This is a genomic window from Mycetocola sp. BIGb0189 (assembly GCF_024810155.1).
GTDB classification, from domain to species: domain Bacteria; phylum Actinomycetota; class Actinomycetes; order Actinomycetales; family Microbacteriaceae; genus Mycetocola; species Mycetocola lacteus.
Genome location: NZ_JANUED010000001.1, coordinates 475568 through 501089, shown reverse-complemented (window position 1 = coordinate 501089; position 25522 = coordinate 475568). Strand labels below are relative to the sequence as shown.

22 protein-coding genes are annotated in these 25522 nt (G+C 64.2%); 11 read left to right on the top strand and 11 right to left on the bottom strand.

Annotated features, from left to right (window positions below; translation table 11 throughout):
* Positions 1 to 10 precede the first annotated feature (10 nt).
* The 8 genes from M2390_RS02225 to M2390_RS02190 all read left to right on the top strand — a co-directional run bounded on the left by M2390_RS02225 (position 11) and on the right by M2390_RS02190 (position 9618).
* On the top strand, positions 11 to 1294 hold the full coding sequence (locus tag M2390_RS02225; RefSeq protein WP_259176713.1) for an extracellular solute-binding protein: 1284 nt from the start codon (positions 11 to 13) through the stop codon (positions 1292 to 1294).
* Positions 1294 to 2328: an ABC transporter ATP-binding protein gene (locus tag M2390_RS02220; protein ID WP_259176712.1), complete on the top strand. Its 1035-nt coding sequence runs from the start codon at positions 1294 to 1296 to the stop codon at positions 2326 to 2328. The genes M2390_RS02225 and M2390_RS02220 overlap by 1 nt, the downstream gene beginning before the upstream one ends.
* Positions 2318 to 3175 (top strand): Cof-type HAD-IIB family hydrolase, encoded by an 858-nt coding sequence (locus M2390_RS02215; protein ID WP_259176711.1) that lies wholly within the window; start codon positions 2318 to 2320, stop codon positions 3173 to 3175. The genes M2390_RS02220 and M2390_RS02215 overlap by 11 nt, the downstream gene beginning before the upstream one ends.
* Entirely contained in the window at positions 3172 to 4008 is an 837-nt protein-coding gene (locus M2390_RS02210; protein WP_259176710.1) for a metallophosphoesterase, read from the top strand. The genes M2390_RS02215 and M2390_RS02210 overlap by 4 nt, the downstream gene beginning before the upstream one ends.
* 109 nt (positions 4009 to 4117) lie before the next feature.
* The gene (locus M2390_RS02205) at positions 4118 to 4672 is read left to right on the top strand and encodes an NUDIX hydrolase (RefSeq protein ID WP_259176709.1); all 555 of its coding nucleotides are present in this window, start codon (positions 4118 to 4120) and stop codon (positions 4670 to 4672) included.
* 290 nt (positions 4673 to 4962) lie between these two features.
* Positions 4963 to 5127, top strand: coding sequence for a hypothetical protein (locus M2390_RS02200; protein ID WP_259176708.1), 165 nt, complete (start codon positions 4963 to 4965; stop codon positions 5125 to 5127).
* A 58-nt stretch (positions 5128 to 5185) separates the two neighbouring features.
* Positions 5186 to 8176, top strand: coding sequence for a helix-turn-helix transcriptional regulator (locus M2390_RS02195; RefSeq protein ID WP_259176706.1), 2991 nt, complete (start codon positions 5186 to 5188; stop codon positions 8174 to 8176).
* A gap of 113 nt (positions 8177 to 8289) precedes the next feature.
* On the top strand, positions 8290 to 9618 hold the full coding sequence (locus tag M2390_RS02190; RefSeq protein ID WP_310503957.1) for a carboxylesterase family protein: 1329 nt from the start codon (positions 8290 to 8292) through the stop codon (positions 9616 to 9618).
* A gap of 56 nt (positions 9619 to 9674) precedes the next feature.
* Here M2390_RS02190 and M2390_RS02185 read toward each other — a convergent pair whose 3' ends face one another.
* Positions 9675 to 11141, bottom strand: coding sequence for a sodium:alanine symporter family protein (locus M2390_RS02185; RefSeq protein WP_259176704.1), 1467 nt, complete (start codon positions 11139 to 11141; stop codon positions 9675 to 9677).
* Positions 11142 to 11504: 363 nt separating this feature from the next.
* On the opposite strand from M2390_RS02185, the gene M2390_RS02180 reads away from it, so the two are divergent.
* On the top strand, positions 11505 to 13793 hold the full coding sequence (locus tag M2390_RS02180) for an AAA family ATPase (protein WP_259176702.1): 2289 nt from the start codon (positions 11505 to 11507) through the stop codon (positions 13791 to 13793).
* A gap of 105 nt (positions 13794 to 13898) precedes the next feature.
* Here the strand turns inward: M2390_RS02180 and M2390_RS02175 are convergent, their stop codons facing one another.
* Together M2390_RS02175 and M2390_RS02170 are read right to left on the bottom strand one after the other, a co-directional pair.
* On the bottom strand, positions 13899 to 14774 hold the full coding sequence (locus M2390_RS02175; RefSeq protein WP_259176700.1) for an SDR family oxidoreductase: 876 nt from the start codon (positions 14772 to 14774) through the stop codon (positions 13899 to 13901).
* Between the two features lie 123 nt (positions 14775 to 14897).
* A complete protein-coding gene (locus M2390_RS02170) occupies positions 14898 to 15131 on the bottom strand; it encodes a hypothetical protein (protein WP_030143204.1) in 234 nt (77 codons plus the stop codon).
* A gap of 314 nt (positions 15132 to 15445) precedes the next feature.
* On the opposite strand from M2390_RS02170, the gene M2390_RS02165 reads away from it, so the two are divergent.
* Positions 15446 to 16063, top strand: a complete 618-nt coding sequence (locus tag M2390_RS02165) for a hypothetical protein (RefSeq protein ID WP_259176698.1) — start codon at positions 15446 to 15448, stop codon at positions 16061 to 16063.
* 363 nt (positions 16064 to 16426) lie between these two features.
* Positions 16427 to 16663: a hypothetical protein gene (locus M2390_RS02160; RefSeq protein WP_259176696.1), complete on the top strand. Its 237-nt coding sequence runs from the start codon at positions 16427 to 16429 to the stop codon at positions 16661 to 16663.
* Positions 16664 to 16680: 17 nt separating this feature from the next.
* On the opposite strand, the gene M2390_RS02155 is transcribed toward M2390_RS02160, so the two are convergent.
* The 8 genes from M2390_RS02155 to M2390_RS02120 all read right to left on the bottom strand — a co-directional run bounded on the left by M2390_RS02155 (position 16681) and on the right by M2390_RS02120 (position 25517).
* On the bottom strand, positions 16681 to 18270 hold the full coding sequence (locus tag M2390_RS02155; RefSeq protein ID WP_259176694.1) for an ABC-F family ATP-binding cassette domain-containing protein: 1590 nt from the start codon (positions 18268 to 18270) through the stop codon (positions 16681 to 16683).
* A 62-nt stretch (positions 18271 to 18332) separates the two neighbouring features.
* Positions 18333 to 19334 (bottom strand): N-acetylglucosamine kinase, encoded by a 1002-nt coding sequence (locus M2390_RS02150; protein ID WP_259176692.1) that lies wholly within the window; start codon positions 19332 to 19334, stop codon positions 18333 to 18335.
* Positions 19331 to 20587 carry a 6-phospho-beta-glucosidase gene (locus M2390_RS02145; RefSeq protein ID WP_030143196.1) on the bottom strand — a complete coding sequence of 419 codons (1257 nt, stop codon included), beginning with the start codon at positions 20585 to 20587 and terminating at the stop codon, positions 19331 to 19333. Before M2390_RS02145 ends, M2390_RS02150 begins: the two co-directional genes overlap by 4 nt.
* 36 nt (positions 20588 to 20623) lie before the next feature.
* Entirely contained in the window at positions 20624 to 21775 is a 1152-nt protein-coding gene (locus tag M2390_RS02140; protein WP_259176691.1) for an ROK family protein, read from the bottom strand.
* The gene (locus tag M2390_RS02135; RefSeq protein WP_259176690.1) at positions 21772 to 22626 is read right to left on the bottom strand and encodes an ABC transporter ATP-binding protein; all 855 of its coding nucleotides are present in this window, start codon (positions 22624 to 22626) and stop codon (positions 21772 to 21774) included. The genes M2390_RS02140 and M2390_RS02135 overlap by 4 nt, the downstream gene beginning before the upstream one ends.
* Positions 22623 to 23504, bottom strand: coding sequence for an ABC transporter ATP-binding protein (locus M2390_RS02130; RefSeq protein WP_121688090.1), 882 nt, complete (start codon positions 23502 to 23504; stop codon positions 22623 to 22625). Before M2390_RS02130 ends, M2390_RS02135 begins: the two co-directional genes overlap by 4 nt.
* Positions 23501 to 24520: an ABC transporter permease gene (locus M2390_RS02125; RefSeq protein ID WP_030143192.1), complete on the bottom strand. Its 1020-nt coding sequence runs from the start codon at positions 24518 to 24520 to the stop codon at positions 23501 to 23503. The genes M2390_RS02130 and M2390_RS02125 overlap by 4 nt, the downstream gene beginning before the upstream one ends.
* Complete coding sequence (locus tag M2390_RS02120; protein ID WP_121688480.1) at positions 24513 to 25517, bottom strand: ABC transporter permease; 1005 nt, start codon at positions 25515 to 25517, stop codon at positions 24513 to 24515. Before M2390_RS02120 ends, M2390_RS02125 begins: the two co-directional genes overlap by 8 nt.
* Positions 25518 to 25522: the final 5 nt, after the last annotated feature.

Genomic DNA, 25522 nt, shown 5'->3' with positions numbered 1-25522 from the left:
AAGGAATAAAATGTCTCGCTTCTCCCCCTCCCGCTCCCTCGCCCTGGCGGCCTACCTCGCCGGGATCACCCTGCTCGCGGGCTGCTCGGCCGCCGCGACCCCGGATGCCTCGGCCGGGGCCACCCCGGTGGCCGATGTGACGATCGTCTCGGGCCAGTCGGCCCAGAACGGCGATCTGCTGCGCGGGATCTTCGACCGCTACAACGCCTCCGCCAGCACCGCCAAGGTCACCCTGAACCTCACCGCCGACTCCGATGTGGACACCGCGCAGAAGGCGCTGGTGGATATCGCCGCCGGCCACGGCCCCGACGCCGTGCGGGTCACCAACGCGACCTACCAGACCCTGATCGACGCCGGGGTGGCCCAGCCCGCCGACGCCTGCCTCGCCGCCGAATCCGGACTCAATAAAGACCTGATTTCGGGAATCACCGTCAATAAGCACGTCTATCAGGTGCCCTGGTATGTAACCCCCAACGCGCTGTTCTACAACGCCAAGCTGTTCACCCAGGCGGACCTGGACCCCAACACCCCGCCCACCACGCTGGCCGAGTTCCACGCCGCGGCGAAGGCCATCGCGGCCACCGGCGCGGCCGGTGGCACCGCCTACTTCGGCAACGACTTCAACTTCCAGTCCTACCTCGCCTCGCTCGGGTCCCAGGTCTACACCCCGGCCTCCAAGAAGCTCACCGTGGACACCCCGGCCGCGGCCAGTGTGTTTGACACCTTCGCGGCCATGGCCAAGGATGGCAGCTCACCCGTCTACACCAACTTCTTTGCCGACGCCAACGAGGCCTTCGCCTCGGGCAAGCTGGGCATGATCGTCACCTCGGCCTCGGGCTACCCGGCGCTCAAGGCCAACGGCAACGCCGACATCCGCATCGCCCCGGTCCCCGCGGCCGACGGCGGCAAGGCCGTGGCTACCACCTCGACCAACGGCTTCGTGATCACCACCAAGGATCCCTCCCGCCAGAAGGCCGTCTGCACCGCGCTGCGGAGCCTGCTGACCCCCGAGTCGGTCACCGAGACCGTGACCAAGACCGCAACCATCCCGCTGCTGACCAGCACCATCACCGACCCCAAGCAGCTCGCCCCGGTCTATGCGGCCAACCCCGGCTGGGCCGCCGTGCGCGATCAGAAGACCGTGCCGTGGATCTCGCTGCCCGGCACCGCGAACGCCGAGTACTCCAAGCTTTACACCGACACCCAGCTCAAGGTGCTGCGCGGCGATCAGGATGGGAAGGCCGCGGCCAAGGACCTGCAGACCCAGACCGAGCAGATTCTGGCGGCCCGCTAGTGAGCGCCCCGGTTCACATCCGCGCGGTCGAGAAGACCTTCGAGGGGGCAAAGCGCGCCTCCACCCGCATCCTGAATGAGGTGTCGCTCACGGCCCCGGCCGGTCAGATCACCACGATCCTCGGGGAGTCTGGCTGCGGCAAGACCACCCTGCTGCGCATCGTCGCGGGCCTGGAAAGCGCCACCGGAGGCAGCATACACATCGGCGAGCGCGACGTCACCACGGTGCATCCCTCCCGCCGCGGTGTTGCGATGGTGTTCCAGAACTACGGGCTCTACCCGGCGAAAACCGTGGCCAAGAACATCGAGTTCCCGCTCAAGATGTCCGGGTTGTCCACCCCGGACCGGCACACCCGAGCACTGGCCGCGGCGAAGCTGCTGCACATCGATCACGTGATGGATCGCCTGCCCGCCCAGCTCTCCGGAGGCCAGCGCCAGCGCGTGGGAATCGCCCGTGCGCTGGCCCGCGACCCCGAAATCCTGCTGATGGATGAACCCCTGTCCAACCTGGATGCACAGCTGCGAATCGAGATGCGAGCCGAGCTGGTCTCCATGCAGCGCCGGATAGGCTCAACCATGCTCTACGTCACCCACGATCAAACCGAGGCCATGACCATGTCCGACCGCGTGGTTGTGATGCGCGGCGGTCGCATCGAACAGCAGGGAACCCCCGAGGAGGTTTTCCGAGTGCCGGAAACCACCTATGTGGCCGCGTTCCTGGGCAACATGAACCTCGCCCCGGCACCCGCATCGGAAACCGGTGCCGGGGCGGGCATCACACTCGGGGTGCGCCCCGAGCACTTCCTCCCCGCCGACCGGGTGACCGCCGAATCCGGGGACCTGCGCATCGAGGGACGGGTCGAGTTTGCCGAGCTACTGGGTACCGACCGAATCCTGCACCTGCGCGCCGGGGACACCCTCTGGCGTGCCCGGGTGGATGCCGCCCTGCCGCTCCAGGAGCGCGTGGCGGTGGTGGCCCGCGCCGCCAATATCCACCGGTTCGACACCGCGAGCGGGGTGCGCCGTGCAGCCTAGTAAACCCCCGTTCCCGCTGCTGGTCAGCGACCTGGATGGCACCCTGCTCACCAACCAGAAAACGGTCTCCCCGGAGACCATCGCCGCACTGGTTCTCGCCCGCGAGCACGGCATGTCCCTGGCGATCGCCTCGGCCCGGCCGTTTCGGATGATCCAGGCGGTCATCGATCCCGAGGCCCTGGCGCTTTTTGACGCGGTCATCGTGTCCAATGGGGCGGCGATTTTCTCCTCCGACGGAACCCACGTTCTGCACGAGGATGCGCTGGCACCGGAGGAACTCGCGGTACTGATCACCCATCTGCGGGCGCTGTATCCAGATGCCGGATTTGGCTGGGAGTCGGGCACCGCGTTTGGGAGCGACCGGCGTCTGCTGGATCTCACCGCACGCGGAGGGGTGCTGCGTGACCCGCACCCCGACCGGCTGAGCGATCTACCCATCACCTCCGCCCACCAGCTGGTCCTGGCTCCGGGCGAGGGAGTTCCGCGGGATCTGATCGCGGCAATCCGCCGAGAAATTGGCGACACCTATGCGGTGACCGACTCGCTCGGCGGCGTGGTGGAGATCTCCCCGGCCCGGGTCACCAAGGCCGATGCTGCCACCGTCTGGGCCGAATCCCTCGGTCACTCCCTCGCCCGGGTCGTGGCCTTCGGCGACGAACACAACGACCTGCCCTTGTTGCGTGCGGCGGGCCTGGGCATCGCGATGGGGAACGCCTCGGACGAGGTCCGGCAGGCGGCCGATCGCGCCACCGCCACCAACACCGATCACGGTGTCGCCCGCGCCCTGCGTACGCTCCTGGGCTTCGATGAGGCCACCCCGCTCCCCCGTTTCGAAAAGAATTCATGACCTCCCGTACCCTGTTTCACGTTTCCGATCCGCACCTCGGCCACTCCGGCGGCGACCAGCGCGCCCACGCGGCCGAAACCGCCTGGGCCCACCTGCATGCGTCGGTCGCACGCGAGCGTCCCGACCTGGTGATCATCACCGGTGATCTGGTGGTGGATGACCCGGATGATCCCACCGACCGTGCCCTGGCCCACGCGCGCATCACCACCCTCGACGCCCCGGTACTGGTGGTTCCGGGCAACCACGATGTGGGCGATCACGCGCACCGCGCGGGACTGCCCGCCGACTGGCACGGAACCCTGGTGTCCGAGGCGCGAGTACTCACCTGGGAAGCCCAGTGGGGACCGTCTTTTTGGCTGCGCGAGCTCGATGGCTGGGTGTTACTGGGCATCAACGCGCAGATTCTTGGGTCGGGCCTGCCCGCCGAACAGCGACAGTGGGAGTGGCTGGAGCGGGAAGCACTGCCCGCGGTGGCCGGGCGTTCGCTGCTGGTGTTCAGCCACGAGTCCCTGGATGCACGCCCCGAAACCGACGGCGAATCCGACAGTTGGATGGCGATTCCCTCGGCCGCCTCGGCCCGGTTGGAGGCGCTCCTTGCCCCGCATCGACCGGTCGCCGTGTGCGCCGGCCACACCCACCGCCACCTGGACTGGCGGGTATCCGATATCCGCGGGATCACCGCCCCCAGCCTCACCGGGGCGATTCCCGAACGGTCGGATATGACCGCGGCGCTCGGGGACCAGCGGCCGGGCTGGCTGCGCTATACGCTGGAAGGCAGCTCGCTCGATATTGTCCATGTGGTCCCGGAACGTGCCCTTGCGAGTACCGAGTGAACCCGCCAGGCGACGGGCCGCGGCGGGTTTACCGTTCCCACGCCCGCACCCTCATCCCTGCTCACCCCTTCCCTGCTCGCACCGTCCCGCTTTCAGAACCGAGGATCCCATGACCACTACCCGCCCCGCCCTGCACGCCTCGGCCCTGGCGATCCTCGCCGATCCGAGCACCGCGCGCACCTCGGATGCCGCAGCCCACGCCGATTTCGCCGCGTATCTCGCCCTGGACCCGGCACCGCTGCTGCGGGAGGACGGCCCCAGCCACATCACCGGGTCCTGTTTCGTCTTCAGCCCCGACCGCACCCAGACCCTGCTGGTGTTCCACACCAAGGGACAGTTCTGGGTGCAGCCCGGCGGCCACCTCGACGACGGCGACGCCTCACTCCAGGCCGCCGCGCTGCGCGAGCTCACCGAGGAAACCGGCACCACCCCGGATCCCGATACCCCGGTCATCGGCTATGACCTCGACCACCATGAGCTCTCCTCCCGGTTCGGGGTGTGCCGCTCGCACCTGGACATCGGGGTTGCGGTCACCGTGGATCCCGCTGCCACCCTGGCGCTCAGCGACGAATCCGAGGACCTACGTTGGTGGCCGGTGGACGCGCTGCCGGAAAATTCGGCCCCCTCGATCCCCCGCCGCCTCAAAGGATTCCTCTCGCTCTAACCCCCACCACAGCCACGCCGCCGCCTCAAAGGATTCCTCTCGCTCCAATCCCCACCACAGCCACGCCGCCGCCTCAACGGATTCCTCTCGCTCCAATCCCCACCGCGGCCACGCCGCCGCCTCAACGGATTCCTCGCGCTCTAGCTACCGCCTTATCTCGGACGGTCCCGAGTGGTGGGTGCCCCAAGAAAGATAGGGCACCTGCCCGAGGTAGCGGCACCACCTCAGAGAACATGCTTGAGTCATCGCCGGAAGATCGTCTCCCGGTGATCATCCAAGGAGGAATCATCATGTTCGATGTGTGGGGTCCGACCCCCTCGGCGACTCGGCGCTTTGAAGAGCGTGCACTCACCGTGCGCCTGGAACGCGCACGCGTTCTACGGGAGGAGATCCAGGCCTATCGTGAGGGTCGTCCCTCGCGAGTGGGTACTCGGCAGAACCGTGCCGAGCACTGACCGTATGGATGTGGATGAAACCCGCCCCCGAGAATCCGGATCGTGGCACGATAGTGATGTGAACCTGCCCACCACCAGTGCCCGCCTGATCGGCCGCGATAAAGACCTCGCGCTCCTGCGCGAGGTCTTTGCCGATGCCGCCACCGGCATCCCACGCACCCTGATCCTGGGTGGCGAGGCCGGAATTGGCAAGACCCGACTGCTGTCCGAGTTCCTCGCCCAGGTTCATCCAGAAGCCCTCGTACTCACCGGGCAAGCCACCGATCAGGGCTCGGTCCCCGCCGCATACTCACCGATCACCGCGGTACTCAAATCCCTGCAAACCCAGTGTGGGCCCGACGCTCTCCGCGAGGCCGCCGGGGCCGGGATTGACGCGCTGGCCACGCTGCTTCCAGCCCTCGGACCGGCCGCCACCAACAGCGTGCCCAGCTTCGCGTTTGATGCACGCGGTGCGGGTCGCCTGCATGAGACGGTCGCGCTGATCCTGGAAACCCTCTCCCGGGAACGCCCGGTGGTCCTAGCGATCGAAGACCTCCACTGGGCCGATGGTGCCACCCTGCAACTGCTGGGTTTTCTGGTGCGTTCCCTCACCCGCGAGCGCATCCTGCTGGTGCTGACATATCGCAGTGACGATGTGTCGCGTGGTCACCCGCTGCGCGCCTTCCTCGGCGAGCTGGATCGCACCCGACGCGTCCACCGCCACGACCTCACCCGGCTCTCGGCACACGAGGTGGGTGAGCAGGTGGTCGCCATCCTGGGCACACGGCCCGACCCGGCGGATGTGGCCCGGGTTTATGAGCGTTCGGAGGGTGTGCCCTTTTTTGTTGAGGAACTGATCGGGATCGCCGATTCCGGCGGTGCCGAGCTCCCGGATTCGCTGCGTTCTCTCCTCCTGGGACGCTATGACGCGCTGGATTCCTCAACCCAAACCCTGCTGCGGGTGCTGGCGGTGGGTGGCGTGCGGGTGGATCACCGGCTGGTCAGCGCCGTGTATCCCGGAGATGCCGAGACGCTGGATGCTTCCGCTCGCGCGGCCGTTCAGGCCAACGTCCTGGTGGCCGACGAGCGTTTTTATACGTTCCGGCACGCGCTGGTTCGGGAGGCAATCGCCGCCGATCTTCTCCCCGGCGAGCGCACGCGGTTTCACGCCGGATTCGCCGAGGCCATCGAAACCCTGAATCTCGAATCCTCACCCTGGGCGGAGGTCTCCAATCACTGGATGGCCGCGCGCAACTATGAGCGTGCCTTCCCGGCAACCCAGCGGGCCAAGGATGCCGCCTACGATGCGTTTGGTTACGCCTCGGTCGCGCAGTTTGGTGAGCGCATGCTCGACATCTGGGATCAGGTTCCAGACCCCGAGCAGGTCGCCCGGGTTTCCCGACTGGAGCTGATGTATTTCACCGCGTGCGCGCTGCATGATGCGGGCAATCTGGAGCGTTCGGCCGTACTGGTGGACCAGGCCCTCGCCGGTCCGGAGATCATCTCCCCGGTCCTGCGTGCCAAGCTGCTGCGCTATCGCTCGCTGTATCTGACCCGGCTGGCCCGTCCGGGCTCTCGCGAGGCGCTGGAGGAGGCGCTGAGCCTGATCCCCGGTGATGCCAGCCCGGTGCTCCGGGCGTTTTTGCTGAATGATCTGGCCGGCCGATGCATGATCGAGGCGGATCTGGAGGGAACCTTCGCCCTCGCCGAGCAGGCCTATGCGGTGGCCTCGGACGTGCAGCAGAAGAATCCAAGTGCCGGACCGATGTTTGCCATGTCCCTGGCCCGCGACTACGCGGGCATGTCTCGATTCCTAGAGGGTGACCTCGACGCGGCCACCGACCTGTTTGCGCAGGCGGAGGAGTTGGCGCAGGCGGATCCCGAGATTCTGATCCGCCACCAGACATTCATCTCGGATGCGCACACCCTCACCGGTGCCTACCGGGATTCGGTGCTGATTGCCCGCGCGGGCATCGCCCAGGCTCAGGCGATCGGCATGGAGCGCAGCATCGGGCTGATTCTGGCATCAAATGCGGTTGAGCCGCTGCTCTCACTGGGACGCTGGGACGAGGCGGATGCGCTGATCGAGGATACCCTGGCGCTGCACCCGGCACTCGCCTACGCCGTGTATCTCCGGTTCTCGCAGGTGCGCTCGGTTCTCTGGCGAGGTGATCCACAGCGGGCCTGGACCCTGCTACAGCGCTGGCGCCCGCAGATGGAGGTGCTGGGTGATTCGGAGGTGCAAACCCGGTTTGCGGTGGCCGAGATAACCGGCCAGGTGGCGTTGGCGGTATGCGATCTTCGGGCCGCCTGGGATGCCACGGCACCGCTGCGCGAACCGAATCGGCGGGTGGTTCCGGCCTATGATCTCACCCTCCTGGCGGTCTCGGCGCGCGTGCTCGCCAACGTGCGGACCGAATATTTGCGAGCGGCGGAGGGGCTCTCCCCCACTCCCGAGACGGTGCTGCCCGAGGGCCTGAGCCTGGCCGAACTGGATGCGCATGAGGAGCACTGGCGCGAGCTCATTGCCCGCTGTGCTGCCTGGCCGACCGCGTCATTTTGGACGGCGATCTTCGAGGCCGAGCTTAGCGGGCCCTCGGGTACCGGTGAGGATCCCGAGGCGTGGCGTCTCGCGGTGGCGGCGGCCGAGTCCCTGGTGGCCCCGGCGCGCTACCGTGCGTATACGGCGATGCGATATGGCCAGACCCTCCTGGAACGGGGCGAGCGAGCCGAGGCCACCGAGGCGCTGACCGCGGCGATTCGGCATGCCTGCGATCTGGGAGCCACGCTGCTGGAGAGCGCTGCTCTGGAGAGCGCCCACCGGGGCGGACTTGCCCTGGCCGGGCCCGGTCGCATCCGTCACGCCCCCGATGAGGATCGGCTGACGGCCCGTGAAATGCAGGTGCTTGAGCTGGTGGCCGAGGGGCTGAATAACCGGCAGATTGGTGAGCGGCTCTATATCAGCACCAAGACGGCGAGTGTTCATGTGTCGGCGATCCTGCGCAAGCTACAAGCGAGCTCGCGGACCGAGGCCGCCGTCCGAGCACAGGAGAGCGGTCTCCTGGGCTAGGGAGATGCCCGCCCCCTCGGCCGTACTCGTGCTGCGCGCCTTCACCGACCGGACGGATCGGGGTCATAGGGTGTAGGTGTTACCCGACCGGCACCACAATTCCGGAGGCACCGTTGATTCTCGATTTCACCCCGCCCTGCGGCCCGATCACCGCGATTGTCGACATCGATGTGATCCGCGCCCGGGGAATCCGCTACGCCACGGCCGCCCGGTTTGCCGCCCCGGTTGCGGCGGCGGACCACACCGAGCCCTTTCTCGCCGAGACGCCCGCCCCGGCCAGCCCCCAGTCTCCCGCGCCGGGCCTGACCGAAGTCCTGGGCGCGGGTGCCGATCCACTCATTCAGGACGAGGACTGCCAGCGCCTCTCGATCACCGCGCCGCTGGACCTACTCCCCGGCGAGTACGTCCCGGTCATGGTGTGGATCCACGGCGGCTCCTACCTCACCGGCTGCGGGGATATCCCGGTCATGGATCCGCGCCCGCTGGTGGCCGAGCAGCGTGTGATCGTGGTCACCGTGACCTATCGATTGGGCATCCTCGGATTCCTCGGCGACCCCGACGGGGATCCCGCTCGCCCGGCAAACCTGGGTCTACTGGATATCATCACCGCACTGCGCTGGGTCAGCCGCAATATCGCGGCCTTCGGTGGGGACACCGATCGGATCACCGCGTTTGGGCAGTCCGCCGGAGCCGATGCGATCGCGCATGTGATGACCCTGCCCGAGGCCCCCGAGCTGTTTTCCCGAGCCATCCTGCAGAGCGCCCCGTTCGGGATCCGGCATCACCGCCAGGAGATGACTCGTGCCCTCTTTGAGGCCACCCTGGAGTTGACCCCCGAGACACCGCTGGACACGCTCATCGCCGCTCAGCCCGGGGTGGTCGAGGTCGGCCGAGGGTTTGGTTTGAAGGGCGCGATGGCGTTCGGATGTCAGTACGGTCTGGATCCATTGCCGGCGGAGGAAGATATCGAGGCGGCCTGGGATCGCACGGCCCCAAAAATCGATATCCTGGTCGGCAATACGGCCGAGGAAACCCGGCTGTTCATCTCGGCGCTGCCCACACTCGCCCGTGTCGTGGCGACCCCGGTGGTGGGTCCGCTGCTGGGAAAGGCGGCCACGTCCGCTCTGACCCGCCGGGTATACGGTGCGGAGTCGCGTTCGTTCGCGCGGCGCCACGTGGCCGCCGGGGGCCGGGCTCACCACTATGTAATCGCCTGGAGCGCCCCGGGCAATCCGCTGGGTGCCGCGCACACGATCGACCTGCCGCTGCTGTTCGGAGACGAGCAGACCTGGTCCACCGCGACCCTCCTCACCGGTGCCACTTGGTCCGAAGTTGAAACGGCTGCCCGCCGGGTCCGCCGAGTCTGGGGCGCATTTGCCCGCGGCGACGACCTCGGCGAGGATGGCGAACTGCCCGGCATCCTCAGCTACGCCCGCGTGTAGATTCCACAAAAATACCCCGGACCAAACCGTCCGGGGTATTTTGGCGGGCGTCAGACCTAGTCGCGCACGGGGGTCTTTGGCAGCGTGATCGTGCCGGTCACGCTGGCCTCGTCCTGCCAGCAGGAGATGCCGCGAATCTCCGGCAGCCGATCCCGGGTGAAGACCGGATCCAGGCCAGCCCGGCGCTGGTCGGCGTAGTCCTTCATCAACTTGAAGGCCACCCCCGAGAGCAGGGCGATGGAGACCAGGTTGATCAGCGCCATGATGCCCATGATGCCGTCTGCAAGGTTCCAGATCAGATCCGCCGAGGCGATCGATCCCACAAATACGGCCACGATGACCAGTACCCGGTAGGACAGCAGCACCCGCGCACTCGAGGTAATGAACTCGATGTTGGCCTCGCCGTAGTAGTAGTTGCCGAGGATCGAGGTGAACGCGAGCAGGAAGATGATCACCGTGAGCAAGATGTTTGACCAGGAGCCGAGGTTGTCCACCATCGCCTGCTGGGTGAGCGCGATTCCGGGCTTTGCACCCTCCAGGTTGGGGTTGGCCACCAGGATAATAAACGCGGTCACCGTGCACACCAGGAAGGTGTCAAAGTACACACCCAGGGTCTGCACCAGGCCCTGCTTGACCGGATGGGTGACCGCGGCGGTGGCACCGGCGTTGGGGGCGGATCCCAGTCCCGCCTCGTTGGAGAACATGCCGCGCTTGATGCCGGTCATGATGATCACGCCCAGCCCACCCCCGGCAAACGAGGTGAACCCGAATGCCTGGCTGAAGATCATCCCGAAGACCTCGGGCAGATGGGTGATGTTCAGCGCGACCACAACCAGACCTACCAGCAGGTAGAGCAGCGCCATCAGCGGAACCACCGACTGGGATACGGTCGCGATGCGACGAACCCCGCCGAAGATCACCAGGGAGGCGAGGATCGCCACCACAATACCGATCGCGGCGGGCAGCCAGGGCAGGTCCACGTGCAGGCTGTTGGTCACGGTGGCGCTGATGGTGTTGGCCTGCAGCGAGGAGAAGGCGAAGGGGAAGGTGGCGATCATGATGACCGCAAACACGATGCCCAGCCCGCGCGAGCGCAGCCCGTACATCATGTAGTACGCGGGGCCTCCGCGGAATCCGACGTGATCGCGCACCTTGTACAGCTGACCGAGGGTGGACTCCACAAAGCTCGCCGCGCCGCCCAGCAGGGCCATCGCCCACATCCAGAACACGGCACCGGGGCCGCCGATCGCGATCGCGGTCCCCACCCCGGCGATGGTCCCCACACCCACGCGTGATGCGGCGGAGATGGTGAAGGCCTGGAACGCCGAGGTGGACTGCGGGGTGCCGTCCTCATTGGTGGGGGTTTTGTCCTTGAGCGTGCGGAACATCTCGGGAATCCAGCGCACCTGGACGATGCCGGTGCGGGCCGTGAAGTACACGCCAAGGCCGATCAGTACCGGCACCACGATCCAGGACCACAGCTCGTCGGAACCCAGTCGAGCTATCTCATTAAAAAAGTCCATCCGTTCAGTATTACAACAGATTGGCGCACACACGAAACCGGGTGGGCGACGCGTCTCGACGAAGCGTCAACGTTTGTATTTCAAGTTAGTTAAGACCAAATCAATACCCGACCTAATTACTAATTGTGATAGGACACGGCCATTGGCCCATTTTTAGATTCGAGCCGGTTTAAACAAAAGTCGAATGACGCTTGAAGCACAGGCGACTCGCCGACGATTCTTTCTGCCCCCAGTTGACGGCACAGCTCTAATTGTTTTCTGGCGGTGCGCCGCGGAACAGAGCGGTCCCTTCTCTGGCCTACTTTTCGCTCCTTTCTCGATTGCCTCGCTGAGCTGTTCACGAACTGTAGGCTTCCCTCGACCTTGGGAATTCCTGAGGTATCAAAAACCGCCTTCAGAAAAGGACCTTTAACCGCTATGCTCCAACAGCTAGTCATCGTTGACGCACCTTGTTTCGGCAGTGAGCCCGTCACGATACCTTCGCTCGAACGATCAAGTTTCATTTTCGGGCCAAATGGTTCTGGAAAAACCTCGATAAGTCGCGCGTTAGCTGGGGAATCAGATACAACGATCTTGCCTAGCTGGTTGGGTTTACCAATGGGATTTCGCGTTTACAACCACGACTTTGTATCGAAAATACTTGCAGAATCTTCATCAATTCCTGGAGTATTTGTGCTCGGTGAAAAAAATGTCGAGGCAGCGAAAAGACTTGAAGAGATTGTGAAGCCAAAGGGCGAGCAGGATCGCACATTGGATGCGAAGACCGCCCTTGAAAAGACCCTAGAAAAGAACGAAATGGCTGAAGCCGATGCGGTTTCAGCCCTACAAACAGCAACTTGGAGTGCGTACAAAAACCTCATAGATCAAAATCCGATTCTGAACCATGCGTTTACAGGAATAGGCTCCGGAAATATCGGTAAGTCTAAGAAAGCGCTAGTGGACAAGCTCTTACTTATTGAAACTGGGAGCACTATAGTTCCAGAGTTAGAAGACCTCCTTCACGATGCCAGCGCAGTATTTGAAAAGACGTCAGCTTCTGTTGATGAGATCCCCGTTGTTCAATACTTTGATTTCGGTTCAAAAGCTGGTTTCAGCCTTCTGGCAGAACCTATCATTGGCAGTCAATCAGCTCCACTTCGAAGACTGATTGAGAAACTATCGAGCAGCTCTTGGGTCGCCAGCGGCCGCGCATACATCGACCACTCCGATGGCACCTGTCCATTCTGCCAGCAAAAGCTACCGTCGGCTTTCGCGTCGGAATTGGCCGCGATGTTTGATGATCAGTATGAATCGCAAGTCAATCAAATCACAGAGCTGCAGACAGACTTCGCTGAATGGAAGAATTCAGTCCTGGCGATTTTAGATCTAGCTCAGCAAGATGCTTCCGGCTTCATCGAAATCGATAGCTTGCAGGTGGCCCGGCGGAATCTAGAACAGGTTCTAGTGACAAACATTAAGAATCTCGAGCTAAAGAAGCTTAACCCTGAGCTTAAAATCGACATTGTTGACGAGCAAAAAGCCATAGACGATGTCAACTTTTTGCTCAAGTCTTCAAATACTAAAATCAAGAACCATAACGATTTAGTAGCGGGTCGAAACACGGAAAGACCCGAACTAATGGAACGTTGCCAACGATATCTCGGCGTTAAATTGTTAGGTGAACTTTTCAAAGAGTTTCAGAAAAGCAAGGCAAAACGTGACTCGACGCAGACCAAACTCGAGCAAAAAATTGGGGTGCACCAAGCCACATTACTGAAACTCGAAGAGGAAAAAAAGCAGCTGCATCGATCAGTCGAATCGTCGCTGCCCGTAATTGCACAGATTAACAGCATTCTGACTCGGACAGGATTCACGTCGTTTCGGATCGTTGAGTCCGACAAGCTCGCCGACGGGTACATGTTAGACCGTGACGGTGAAGTGTTGGATGAGCATTCTTTGAGCGAAGGCGAACGAACTTTCATTGCGTTTCTATACTTCTACCATTGGTTGGAAGGTAAAGCCGGCAACGAGCAGGATACGTCGCAGCTAGTCGCAGTAATTGATGATCCAATCTCCAGTCTCGACGCCGATGTGCTATTCGTCGTTAGTAGCCTAATTCGAACATTGATAAAGCGAAGTGAATCGCCCACCGCCCGTGTCGGGCAAGTAATCGTGCTGACTCACAACGTTTACTTCCATAAAGAAGTCACTTACCTGCGTGATGGCGATAAAGGGCAAAACCGGTCGTATTACACAATTCGGAAAAATGCCGATACGGCGAATTCAATCTCCAAGCATGTATCAAATCCAATCACCTCCGAATATCGTCGCTTATGGGGCGAAGTCAAAAAAACAATCGACGGTGAACCCACTAGCAATATCGGCCTAGAGAACATATTGCGGAGAATTCTTGAGACCTATTTTCGCGTTATGGGCGGAGGGATCTGGGATAAGGAATTTGAAACTGTAATGAGCGCCGAAGAAGTTTACGTATTCAGATCACTTTTTAGCTGGATTAACGAAGGCTCTCATGCGATCTTAGAAGATGTTTTCTATTCGCCCTCCGAAATCACCCAAGATACCTACCTAAAAGCTTTCAGACGCGTATTTGAAGCAACGTCACACCTTGCACACTACGACATGATGCTGAAGGGCAAGGCCAGTCTTCACTAGTGAACCAGTTTCTGTTCGTTAATCAGTAGCCAAGGGTGCGGCTGAAGCATGAGCCACACCCTTGGTACCTGAAGTTCTAAATACTTGATTCGAGGCGGTGCGCAGTTAGAGGTGTTTTCCGCCGGTTACCGCGAGCACCGCCCCCGACGTATACGACGCGTCCTCGGAGGCGAGATACACGTAGGCGCCGGCGACCTCGGCGGGCTGTCCGGCCCGACCTAGCGGCGTATCCTGGCCGAAATCGGCGATTCCGTCTCCCCATCCGGTGGCGGGGATCAGCGGGGTCCAGATCGGTCCCGGTGCAACCGCGTTGACCCGAATTCCCTGCGGCCCGAGCTCCTCGGCCAGGGAGGCCGTGAGCGAGACCAGGCCCGCCTTGGTGGCCGCATAGTCCATCAGCGAAGGCGAGGGGTCATACCCTTGAATGGACGCGGTAAAGATGATGCTTGCCCCCGGTTGGAGTCTGGGGACCGCGGCACGAGTTACCAGCAGCCCCGCCAACAGGTTGGTTTCCCACACCCGGACCAGTTCCTCACGTTCGAGGTTCTCGACCCCCGGACGATGCTTTTGATAGCCGGCGTTGCTGACCACGATGTCGAGGGACCCGAGCTCGCGGATGGTCTCCCCCACGATCCAGGCGCAGTAGCTCTCCTCGCGCAGATCTCCGGGGAGCAGGATCACGTTGACCCCGGTGGCGCGCACCAGTTCGGCGGTTTCCTCGGCGTCCGCGCGTTCCTCGGGAAGATAGGAAATGGCGATATTTGCTCCCTCTCGGGAGTAGGCGATGGCGACCGCACGGCCAATTCCCGAGTCTCCCCCGGTGATCAGCGCGGTGAGTCCGGCGAGTCGGCCGTGTCCACGGTAGGTGAGTTCGCCGTGATCGGGGGTGGGTTCGATCTCGTGGGTGAGGCCGGGTTGGGTGGTGTCGTGGGTGGGAAACGCGTCGGTGCGGTACTTCACGCGGGGATCGATGTTCGGCATGGTGGTGCTCCCTTCTCGGGGAGGGCCCGGCCGTGCCGGGTCCTCCGGTTCGGTGCGGTTGCAAATGGGCGCGATAAACACGGGGTTCATCGCGCCCGTGTGGATGCGGATGGCAGCCGGCGTCTAGTCCGGTGCGTCCAGCGAGGTCAGGTCGTCATCATCGCGCTCGGGTTCCCCCAGGCGGCGACTTGGCTCCTGTCCATCCTCTTCAAAGGCATCGGCGAGTTCGTGCTCATTGGGCTCGGCGGGCCGACCGTCGGGTCCGCCGCCGTGCGGGTTGTGGCGGTTATTCGATTCTGCCGGGCCGGATCCGGTATCGGGATTATCGCGGCGCGGGCTGGTGGGATGTGTGTTCATAAGAAACGGAACAACTCCAAGGCCCCGGATGGGCCGCAGGGTTGATCCGTCTGGATCACCTCCTGTTCCCCCCACGCTATCAATCACACGTGTGAGGTCAAGGGGGCGGCGCACATTCACGGGAAGCGCACCGCGTGGCGTGCAACGTCCTAGATTTCCGCCAGCGAAATAGGCGCGACTTCACGATCCACGGATTGTCTGCCCATTTTGCTTCCAATACTGACTAAAAGTTGAATTTTGGCTTTCGTCGTTGCACGAATACAGCGGCCAGGGGAAATATCGAACCATCTCGCCACAACACGAAGGACCAACCCATGCGAAAAAACTCAATAAAACGCCTACTTAGCCTCCAGTTCGTAACCATTTTGCTCATTGCCGCGCCACTCTCCGCGGGGCCAGCGGCCAACGCAAATTCAAACGGTTCCGGGGAAAACCCCGTAGATTGGGGCCCTGGATCGCCGCTTGTTTTTGGGGGCTATAACGTAGCCGTTGCGGCCGAAAATGGATTCACGATTGAAACGGCCGAAGACGGTAAGCAACGCTCGATTCCCAAATCGACACAAGCAAGGTCCCTTGTCCAAAAAGCTTCAAAATATGGTCTCGAACCCCGTGATACGGCCACGGGTAATTGTGGCACGGCGTGGCTAAACGGGAGCAAGGGGCAAGAGAACAAAGTCAGTTTTCGCACCGGATACTCGGTGCGGCTTCCGGTCCAATTTCATCAGTGGCGCGTTTCTGCCCAGGGCTTCATTACGTCGGGTGAGAAAAACTACGCACAGGGATCTGGAGCCTCGATTTGGTATGTCTATGGGGTCACCACCGCGATCGGACCGGGGAGAGCAGTAGTGCCGCCGTTTAGCCCCACCGCCCTCATCACGCTAATCGACGGGTCTGTGTGCTACAGCAACAGCCCTGGCTTCGGCTTTGATTAGCGAGTCCTGGCTATGAACGTCTTCAACAGTTCCCCTGCGAATTGCTGGCCACCCGACATGCTCATTCGGGTGGAATCGCTCCCGATTCAGCTCTTGGAATTGCTGTGGATCCGAGAAGCATGGCAGCTTCATCTCGACGGCATTTCTCCGCGCTGCCTGGTGACGCCGCCTCGTTCCGAAGGAACTCACCGGTTCTCCGCCCAATGGGAGGACCGCTGGCCACACTGGTGGAACGACGCTGTAAACGCCGTCTCAACCGCGCGCAGTCCGACTTTCGGTCCCCAGCGCCCGTGGAAAGCGAGTTTGACACCACGCTTTTCGCAGTGGCTAGACGATCGACATTCTGAGGTTGTCACGGGGCTCATGGTCCCCCTGGAGAGCACGCCCGAACGCCTCGCGGTGTCGGCCCTCGGTTTGGCGTGGGATTCGGGGCTCACCCAGATTGTGACGATTCCGACGCTGGGAGACTACTCGCACCGACTTGAACGGCAGACCCTCCTGCTCGCCGAGGAGGACCGGATGAACCCGAATCGCTATCCCCTCGTGCTCACCCAGTTTGCGTCCGGGCAACTTCCCCCGCTGCCCGGACACAGCAGCTAGACACGCAACTGGAGCGTCTACGCCGAACGCACCTCGACCGTTCCCGGTGCGGCCCCATCGACGCCGAACACCAGCATGCGGGTGGCCACCTTATCGGTGAAGAAACGGTCGTGGCTAACCACGACCACGGCACCCGGGAAATGGATCAGCGCCCGCTCCATGACCTGGGTACTGGCCAGGTCCAGGTGGTTGGTGGGCTCATCCAGCAGCAGCACCGAGGCTCCCGAGAGTAGGCACTGCGCCATCGCCACGCGGGCACGCTGACCACCGGAGAGTTCGCGGATGCGCTTCTTCTGGTCGGCCTCGGAGAATTGGAACATGGTGAGGAAGCGGCCCACCGACTTGCGGGTTGCGCGCAGCGCCAGGCTGCCGGGCATCGCGCCGACCGCGTGGGCCACGGTGTCCTCGGGGTCCAGCTCCTCCAGCACCCGGTTATAGGAGATGGTGCGCACGCCCCCGGCCCAGGCTGCCTCGCCGCGGTCGGCTTTCTCCTCACCGGTGAGCACCTTCAGCAGGGTGGATTTTCCGCTTCCGTTGGCCCCGATCACCACGATTCGGTGCCCGCGACGAATCTCGAACTCCACATCCTGGAACAGGGTGCGCTCACCGTAGGACTTGCTCAGGTCGGCGACCCGGCACAGCACATCCTTGACGTGCAGTCCACCGTAAATGTCGGTGAGAATCTCATCGACCGGGCGCGGAGCGCGGGACTTCTTGATCCCCGCGAGCTGCTTTCCCAGCCCCTTGCCGCCGGCCTTGGCAGCCTCGCGACGGTCGACGATCCCCTCGGCCTCGAACGCCAGCAGCTCGGCCTCATGCTGATACTGCTGTTCCAGGGTCTTCAACCGGAACTGCTTCTGCACCACGTACTCGGCAAAGTTTCCCGCATACTCGTGCACGTGATAGTTCTCAACCTCGATGATGCGGGTCGCCACCGCGTCGAGGAACGTGCGGTCGTGGGAGACGATGATCGCCGCCCCGCGGAAAGTGCGGAACCAGGTTTCCAGCCACTCCACACCGGCCACATCGAGGAAGTTGGTGGGCTCATCCAGCAGCAGGACATCGGGCTCTTCGAGCAGGATCTTTGCCAGGGCCGCGCGGTTGCGCCAACCACCGGAGAGCGAATCGATCGGGATGCCGCGGTGGATCTCAGAGAAGCCCAGCACGCTCAGCGCACGCTCGATCTTGCGGGTGTAGTCCCAGCCGTCGATGCGTTCCATCTCGGCGAAGAGTTCGGCCTGACGCTCGATCAGGGCGTCCAGATCGCCCATCGGATCCGCGGCGATGGACGCGTCGATCCCGGCCAGTTCGGCCTCCACCGCGTGCACGTGGCCAAACAGGCCATCCAGCACCTCGGTGATCGTCGCGGTCCCATCCAGCTCGGAAAACTGCGAGAAGTAGCCGATCTTGATGTCGGGATCCAGGGTCACGGTCCCCGCGTCGGGATGCACCTGCTCCAGGATGAGCTTCAGCAGCGTGGTTTTGCCCGAGCCGTTCCGACCGATCAGACCGATCCGGTCCCCGGCGTCCAGCTTGAGGAACGCCTCCCGCAGGATCTGTGCGTTTTCATAGCGGACGTGGACGTCGTTCAGCCGAACCAGGCTCATGCGGGTGCTCCTCGGGGTGCGGACGCACGACGTGTGCGTCCGCACCCAGTTTAGGCGTGAACCTAGGGCTTGACCGCCCCCAGCTGTGACCGCGCGTGTGCCAGCACCGCGGTGTCGGCACCGGCGTCGGCCAGGGCCAGCAGGCCCGCGCCGAGGACCGGCGGCGCATCCACGATCACCAGCTCGGCGCGGGCCGCGGTTTCGGCCAGGCCCGCACGCGTGCGGGCCAGCAGCAGCGGATCACGCGAACGAGCCACGCCGCCGCCGATCACCACCTGCACGGCCTCGTCCGCCAGGTCGAGGTCGTTGATGCAGGCCCGAGCATAAGCCACGATCTCATCGGCCTGACGCTCCACCACCGAGATGGCGACCGGGTCGCCGGCGGCGGCGGTGGACATCATCAGCGGCGACAGGCTCGACAGCATCGAGTACGGTCGACGCCCGAAGTGGATATCCTCGGTCACCTCGCGCACGCTGCCCGCCCCGGTGGCCGCCAGCAGCGCATCCACCAGGAGCGTTTTGGGGCCGCGACCGTCCTCGGCCCGGGCGGCGTGCCAGAGCACGTCGCTGCCGAGGCTTCCGCCGCCACCCCAGTCGCCCGAGATTCCGCCGAGCGCGGTGAACCGGTAGCTTTCGCCGTCGGCCCGCAGCCCGATCGCGTTCATGCCGGTACCCACCACGATTGCCACCGCGTTGGGGGCGTCGCTGCCCGCGCGCAGCAGCGCAAACAGGTCGTTATCCAGCAGCAGGTTGGATCCGGCCCAGGCCTTATCCTTGACCGCCTCGCGATAATCGGCGATCTCCTGGGGCAGATCCAGCCCCGACAGGTACAGGCTCGTCTGCACGAGCGCGGACGGGTCGATCCCTTCCAGGACCGCCGTCATCACCGAGTCCACGGTCCGAACGGACGCGGCCAATCCCTCAACCTGCGGACTGGACCCACCCCGACGGGCGTGCGCAATCAGCTCGCCCTTCAGGTTCAGCAGGACCGCATCCGTCTTCGAGCCGCCGCCGTCTACGGCGACCACATATCGGGCCGAGGGGTCGGCCGAGAGGCGACTCACGCCCACTCCAGGAACGAGGCGTTGGCGGCCATCAGCCGGTCGGTAAGCTTCTCGGCACGATCGTGCTGGAGCACCAGCGGGTGGGCGCGCATCGCCCGCAGCACGCGGTCGCGGCCACCGTTGATCGCCGCGTCCAGCGCCAGGCGCTCATAGCCGGCCACCGCCGAAATCAGACCCGAAATGTCATCCGGCAGCGCGTCGATGGGCTCGGCCACAAACTTGCCGTCGATGTACTTGGCCGGCACCTCGATCACGTGGTCGTCGGGCAGGAAGGGCAGGCTGCCATCGTTGCGCAGGTTGACCACACGCGAGATGTCCTGGTCGCCGCGCATCAGCGCGAGGACCTGCACCGCGGCCTCGGAGTAGAACGCGCCACCGCGCTTTTCCAGGATCGCCGGCTTGGTGTCCACGCTCTCGTCGGCGTAGATGCCCAGCAGCTCGTTTTCGATGGCCCGCACCGCGGCCGCACGCGACTCGTTGTGCAGCTGCTCGTGCAGCACCTCATCGTGCGCGTAGTAGTAACGCAGGTAGTAGGAGGGCACCACGCCGAGCTGGCTGAGGAGGGCGGCGGGGAGCTCCACCTCGTCCGCGAGCTCCCCGACGGTGTTCTGGAGCAGTCCCGGCAGACGGTCCTGACCGTCCACGCGGATGCTACGCTCCCAGGTCAGGTGGTTGAGGCCGACGTGGCCGAGCTCAACCTTGTCCGGCTCCACTCCCAGGGTGTTGGCGAAGCGGCGCTGGAATCCGATGGCCACGTTGCACAGACCCACGGCGCGGTGGCCGGCCTGCAGCAGGGCCCGGGTGACGATGCCCACGGGGTTGGTGAAGTCGACGATCCAGGCGTCGGGCTTGGCGTACTTCTTCACGGTGTCGGCGATGCTCAGCACCAGCGGAACCGTGCGCAGCGCCTTGGCCAGGCCGCCGGGACCGGTGGTCTCCTGACCGATGCAGCCCACCTCGTGGGGCCAGGTCTCATCGGATTCGCGGGCATCCTGCCCACCGACCCGCAGCTGGATCAGCACAGCATCGGCACCCTCGACACCGGCAATCAGGTCGGTGGTGGCCAGCAGCTTTGCCGGGTGTCCGGCGCGGGCCAGCATCCGGCGTGAAACACCGGAGACCAGCTCCAGGCGGCGCGGATCGGTGTCTACCAGTGCGATTTCGGTGAGCGGCAGGACGTCGCGCAGCCGGGAGAATCCGTCGATCAGTTCGGGGGTGTAGGTCGACCCACCGCCAACAATGGCGAGTTTCATGAGGTTTCCGTTCGTCTAAATAAAGAGGGTGAAGATCTAACCAACCAGGATCCGCGCCTCGAGGCGCTGGCGGATCTGGTCTACAAGGAGTTGCCGTGCACCCCAGAGCACCGCCGAGGGTCCGGTGAGGCTCGTGCGTACGGCGAGTTCGGGGTGGGCATCACTCGTGATGCCCCGTGCTACCCGGGTGGCAAACACGTCTCCGCCGGCCACGCCGGTGGGTCCGCCGAGGACCACGAGCGCCGGGTCCAGGACCGCGAGCACCGGGTCCAGGGCGAGGGCCACGCGATCGGCCAGGGCTTCCAGGGCCGCCGGGTCGTCGCCCAGTCCGCGCACGGCCTCGGCATAGTCGCCGGTGCGTGGCAGGCCCAGCAGTTCCAGGACCGCGGGGCCACCCAGCAGGTCGGTGGTGTCGGCGGGTTCTCCGGTGTCCGGGCGAATCGCCGCCAGGTAGCCGATCTCGCCCGCCCCGCCGGCCGCGCCGCGGTGCAGCACACCGCCCAGGTCGACCCCGACACCGAGGCCCTCGCCGAGCCACAGCAGCGCGAAACTACTCGCGTCCTGTGCGGCACCGGCGGCGCGTTCGGCCATCGTGGCCAAGTTCACATCGTTTTCCAGGGTGATGTCGATGCCCAGCGCCGTCTCGATCCGCTCCCGCGAACCGGTCGCGGGCCAGCCCGGCAGGGTGTCGCTCAGCGAGAGTCGGTCGCGTTCGCGCCACACCGCCGCCTGTACCCCGACCGCGACCGCGGCCACGGCATCCACCGAGACCTCGGCGGCCGCACAGGCCGCGTCGATCGCCGCGCGAATGTCCCCCTCGGGCGAGCGTTTCCGCCCGGCCAGGGGAATCTTGGCGATGGGATGCTCGGTGCCGATGGCATCCACCAGCACGGCCTCCAGGAAGCCCGCGTGCATGCTCACCGCAACCCCGGTAATCCGATCCGCCCGCACCCCGTAGGACACGGCGGTCGGGCCGCGGCTCCCCGAGACTTCCCCGACCGGGGCGATCAGCTCGGCGCCCTCCAGGCGCGCCAGCATCTGCCCCGCGGTGGGCTTGGACATCCCCGACAGCTCCCCCAGCTGCGCCCGCGTGAGCGGACCGTGGGTCAGCAGCAGGTGCAGCGCGGTGCGGTCGTTCTGCACCCGCAGCCAGGTGGATGTTCCCGGATCGATGTGTGTCTGTGTCATGTCGTTATCCCCTCCGCACGGACCTCGGCTCGCAGCTGCCCGAGTCGATCGGGATCGGCCGCGGCTTCTAGCAGGGTACGCGTGTATTCGTGCTGGGGGTTCAAAATGACGGAGTCTGGCTCGCCACGCTCCACAATCTTGCCGCGATACATGACCATGATCTCGTCGGAGAAGTGTCGGGCGGTGGCCAGGTCGTGGGTGATGTAGAGCACACCCAGCCCCTCGCTGCGCTGCAATTCGGCCAGCAGGTTCAGCACGCCCAGTCGGATCGAAACGTCGAGCATCGACACCGGCTCATCCGCCACGATGTAGGTCGCCCCCGGGGCCAGGGCCCGGGCGATGGCCACCCGCTGACGCTGTCCACCGGACAGCTCATGCGGACGGCGGTCGGCATAGCGCGAGGCCGGGGTCAGCTGCACCCGCTCCAACAGCTCATACGCCCGCTCCTTGATCTGCTTGGAGGAGAGGTGCGGGTGATGAATGCGCAGCGGACGCTCCACATGATGCAGGATCGTGTGGAACGGATTGAGCGAGGCAAACGGGTCTTGGAAGACCATCTGCACCTTCGAGCGGTAGCGCTCCAGGGCGCGGCCCCGCGTGGGGGCGGGAGTTCCGTCGAGCAGAACCTGTCCCCCGGTGGCGTTTTCCAACCGCGAGATGATTCGCGCGACCGTGGACTTGCCCGATCCGCTCTCCCCTACCAGGGCAATGGTACGTCCGGGTTCGAGGGTGAAGGACACGTCCGAGACCGCGTGCAGCACGTTGCGCTTGAAGCCCGAGCGCAGCGTGTAGTCGCGCTTAAGGTTTCTGACTTCCAGGGTCGAGGGACCGTGGGGCTTGGCGTGACTCATGCGATACCTCCGGACGGGGTGGGAGCTGAAACGGGTGTTTCCCCGTGGCCGAGGCGAACAAAGTCGCCCCGCTCGCCACGCAGGCTGGGGAAGCTGGCCAGCAGCTTCTGGGTGTACTCGTGCTGCGGGTCGTGATAGATCTTCTCGGCGTCGTCGAGTTCCACGATCGCCCCGTCCCGCATGATCGCGATCCGGTCGCTGATCTCAATCAGCAGCGGCAGGTCATGGGTGATGAAGATCACCGCGAAGCCCAGCCGCTCGCGCAGCCGCATGATCTCGCGGATGATTCCGCGCTGCACCACCACATCCAGTGCGGTGGTGGGCTCGTCCATGATCATGACCTGCGGGTTGAGCGCCAGGGCCATGGCGATCATGATGCGCTGCCGCATACCGCCGGAGAGCTCGTGCGGGAACGCCCCGAGGCGGTTCGGGTCCACCCCGACCAGCTCGAGCAGTTCCGCCGAGCGCTCGCGACGCTGAGCCTTGCGCATACCCGGACGGTGGGTGATGAACACATCCTCCAGCTGCGCCTGAACGGTCATCACCGGGTTCAGGGAGTTCATCGAACCCTGGAACACCATCGAGACCTTGTCCCAGCGGAAGCGGCGCAGCCCCTCACCGGAGAGACCCACCACGTTGATGTCGGTGCCGTCCACGTCGTGGAATTCCACGTCACCGCCGGTCATGACCGCGGGTGCCTTGAGCAGGCGGTTCAGCCCGTAGGCGAACGTGGTCTTTCCGCAGCCGGATTCTCCGGCAAGCCCAAGGATTTCCCCGCGGTGCAGGGTCAGGGACACATCCTTGACGGCCTGCACGGGCGGGTCAACCTCATAGGTAATGCTCACGCCGTGGGCGGTGAGGACCGGGGTGGCACTCATGCGATCGCTCCGTTTTCGCTGACGCTACGACCCTCGCGGTTGGCCTTGCGCTGGTTGCGCGCGGCCTGCGGTGCGAGGCGCAGCTTGGGGTTGACGATCTCATCGATCGCGAAGTTAATCAGGGACAGTCCGGTACCCAGCAGGGCGATCAGCGCCCCCGGCGGAATGAACCACCACCAGGCCTGGCTACCCACGGCCTGACCGGTCTGGGCGTCGTTGAGCATGGTGCCCAGGGTGATCGATCCGGTCGGGCCCAGTCCCAGGTAGGACAGGCCGGCCTCGCCGAGGATCGCGAAGATCACACCGAAGATCAGCTGGGCCGCCAGCAGCGGGACCAGGTTCGGCAGGATCTCCACAAAGATGACCCGCAGCGGACGCTCGCCGGCCACCCGGGAGGCGGCGACATAGTCACGCATCCGCAGCGACTTGGCGGTCGCCCGCAGGACCACTGCGGATCCCGCCCAGCCGGTGATGCCCAGCACGATGGCCACCAGGAACGAGCTTCGGGCAAACGGCCCCAGCCCCTCGGTGTTCTGCACGTAGGCGGCGATGACCATGACCAGCGGCAGACCGGGGATCACCAGCATGATGTTGGTGAGCAGGGTCAGGATCTCATCCACCACCCCGCCGAAGTATCCGGCCAGCACACCAAACAGGATGGCCAGCAGCAGCGCCAGCGCCCCGGCAACCACACCCACAAACAGCGAGCCGCGGGTACCCCAGGCGAGCTGGGCGAAGACGTCGTAGCCGAGCTTGGTGGTACCGAGGATGTGTCCATCCCCCGGTGGCAGCAACGCGTCGTTACCGGAGAAGCGCGGGTCCTGCACAAAGAACGGTGCCAGGATTCCGAACAGTGCGATGACCACCACGATGATGATGCCGGTCAGCAGCTTGCCGGAGATCCGCGGCAGCGGCCGACGCTTGCGGTCGTTCTTGGCGATCCGAATCGTCGCGAGGGTGGAGGTGGGGGTGGGTCCGGTACGAACCGGGACCTCGGGCGTCGTGTTGTCAGCCACGGTGTCTCACTCTCGGGTCAATAAATCCGTAAATCATTTCCATCAGGAAGTTCGCCGCGAGCACCGCCAGGGTGATCACCAGGAACACGCCCTGCATCAGCGAATAGTCCAGGCCCTGAACCGACTGGATCATCAGCTTGCCGATACCCGGGTAGCTGAACACCTGCTCGGTCACGATGGATCCGGCGACCACGAAGCCCAGGGCGATTCCGAAGCCGGCCAGGCTCGGGATCACCGCGTTACGGGCGGCGTAGCGGGTGCGGATCCGGCTCGGGGTAAGGCCCTTGGCCTCGGCGGTGACCACATAGTCCTCGGACATGGTCTGCACCATCATGTTGCGCATGCCCAGCAGCCAGCCACCCACCGAGGAAATCACGATTGTGATGGCGGGCAGGATCGCATGGACCACGGTGCTGCCGAAGAAGGCCCAGCTCCATTCGGGCCCGCCGGGGAAGTCAAAGACGTCATATCCGCCGATGATGGGCAAGACACCCAACTGGACGGAGAGGACGGCGACCAGCACGAGTGCCAGCCAGAAATACGGGATGGACTGCAGGAAGGTGGTGGCCGGAACCAGGTGGTCCACCCAGGTTCCACGCTTCCAGCCCACCCAGGCACCGGCCACAATGCCGAGCACAAAGGAGAGCACGGTGGCGACGCCGACCAGAATAACGGTCCAGGGCAGCGCCGCCCCGATCAGCTCGATTACCGGGGCCGGATACCGCGTCGAGGAGATCCCCAAATCTCCCTGCAGAATCCGACCCCAGTACGCGATGTACTGGTCCCAGAAGCTCATCCCCTTTTCAGCACCGAGCATCGAGGTGATCCCTCGAATGGTTTCCTCGGAGAGGGGCCTGCCTCCGTTTGCACGCCGGAGCTTCCCCAGCATGATCGCGGCCGGGTCACCCGGCAACAACCGTGGCAGAAGGAAATTGAGCGAAACCGCAGCCCAGAGCGTGATGACGTAGAACAGGATTCGTCGAACATAAAAAACCACGTTCA